This is a genomic window from Methylobacterium sp. J-026, from assembly GCF_022829585.1.
Lineage (GTDB): Bacteria > Pseudomonadota > Alphaproteobacteria > Rhizobiales > Beijerinckiaceae > Methylobacterium.
The window spans coordinates 1-1,179 of sequence record NZ_JAKSYC010000245.1 but is presented as its reverse complement, the minus strand read 5'-3'; the positions used below and the strand labels follow the sequence as shown (position 1 = coordinate 1,179).

Here is a 1,179-nt window from a genome sequence, read left to right as displayed (position 1 = left end):
GCGAGGGCAAATGCCGGCGCGGTGACACGTTGTAAATGTATCCACGGATCGCCTTTTAATTGATTCGCCTCGGTATGAATTAGCTTCATGCCAGCGAATATACTGACTGCCGCAATAAGCATGTCAAACAGATTTTAAGCTATATTCATTGCTGCCGGCGCAATGGCCGATCGAAGTTTTGTATCAGATTGTAGCGATCGATCAGCGCGACAGTTTTTGATGGCAGACGGTGGGGTGCCAGATGACTGATTATGGCCGGAAGCGGAATGGCTGCTTCGAAGATTGGCCGACGGAAAAGCGGACGGCCTGCTACTGACCCAACCCGGACGAGCGGAGCCACGTCATGGTTTCTCGAAAGCGGTCAAACGGCGTCCCCCAGTGCTTCGCAGGTAATCTGCTTGACGTCGGATGTGCCGAGCGACAGCGTATCGGAATATGATCGGAAACTGGACCCTGTGCGACCGACGCCGACGCCGCTGCACTTTTGCTGCGGCTTCCCGGCTGCGTGCTGATCGGTGTCCTTCCGCGGAATGACGGCCTCCCCGTAGGGCCTTCCGCCGGAACGATCCCGGCCCACGTTTCCGACCCCCCGCAGCCCCCGGCTCCGGGGGTTTTCTTTTGCCCAGGCCACTGCTTCCCAAACCCTTGGAGGACACCACCATGAGTATCCGCGTCGGCATCGTCGGGATCAGCAGCTTCGGCGGCGGCGAAGCCATGCGTCTGATCGCGAGCCACCCGTCGTTCGAATTGGTCTACGCCGCAGACGAGGGCAGCGCAGGCAGCCGTCTGATAGACCGGTTTCCCGGTGTGCCGGGCAAGCTTGCCGATCTCGTCATCGCGAGGTGGGACCCCGCGACGCTGCCGAAGCTCGATGTGTTGTTCGCCTCGCTTCCCACGGGTGCCTCAGCGGAGGCACTGGCTCGCGTGGCGCAGGACGTGAAGGTCATCGATATCGGCGGCGACCACCGCTTCGTCGAGGGTTGGGTATATGGCCTTGCCGACGTTTGGCCGGACCAAATCAGAGATCAGCGCCGCATCGCCAACCCCGGCTGCTTTCCCGCCGCGACGCTGACCGCGCTCGCACCGTTACTGGCCGAAGGGCTGATCGAGCCCGGCAACATCGTGATCGATGCCAAGACCGGCATCTCCGGGGCCGGTCGCGGTGGTGATAGCAAGTTT

The 1,179-nt window shown here is 61.2% G+C and carries 1 pseudogene; it reads left to right on the top strand.

What is annotated here, in order from left to right:
• Positions 1 to 660 precede the first annotated feature (660 nt).
• Positions 661 to 1,179: pseudogene (locus tag MKK69_RS21595) on the top strand (N-acetyl-gamma-glutamyl-phosphate reductase); the annotation flags it as partial.